The organism is Acinetobacter lwoffii (assembly GCF_024129435.1).
GTDB classification, from domain to species: Bacteria; Pseudomonadota; Gammaproteobacteria; order Pseudomonadales; family Moraxellaceae; genus Acinetobacter; species Acinetobacter lwoffii_F.
The window spans coordinates 1-426 of sequence record NZ_JAMXXN010000082.1 but is presented as its reverse complement, the minus strand read 5'-3'; the positions used below and the strand labels follow the sequence as shown (position 1 = coordinate 426).

Sequence of the window (426 nt, the reverse complement as noted above, 5' to 3'; positions counted from 1 at the left end):
ACTTATTGATAAGCTGGGGACTTAGCTTAGTTGGTAGAGCGCCTGCTTTGCACGCAGGAGGTCAGGAGTTCGACTCTCCTAGTCTCCACCACGTATCTTTCGGATACGGAATAAGCAAACGGTTTGATAGCTTATAGAGCTTAGTGATAAAGCAGCGTATAATGCGCGGCATTGTTATTAACCTCTGTGATTTATCACAGTTTCCTGACCTGACGAAGGCTGGAAAAATCATTAACAGAATATATTTGAGTTGAAATAATTTGTTCATACTCATAGATAGAACGGAAGTTAACAGTCATTTATGACTTGTTAATGACTGTGATTGAAATGAGTTACTAGCGAAATTAACTGAATCAAGCGTTTTGGTATATGAATCTAATTGAAGCTGTACGGTGCTTAAGTGCACAAACGCCAACTGTATGAGCG

General features: G+C 39.7%; 1 tRNA gene. It reads left to right on the top strand.

Annotated elements, in window-relative coordinates:
• Nucleotides 1-15 precede the first annotated feature (15 nt).
• Nucleotides 16-91, top strand: a tRNA-Ala gene (locus tag NI455_RS15400).
• Nucleotides 92-426: the final 335 nt, after the last annotated feature.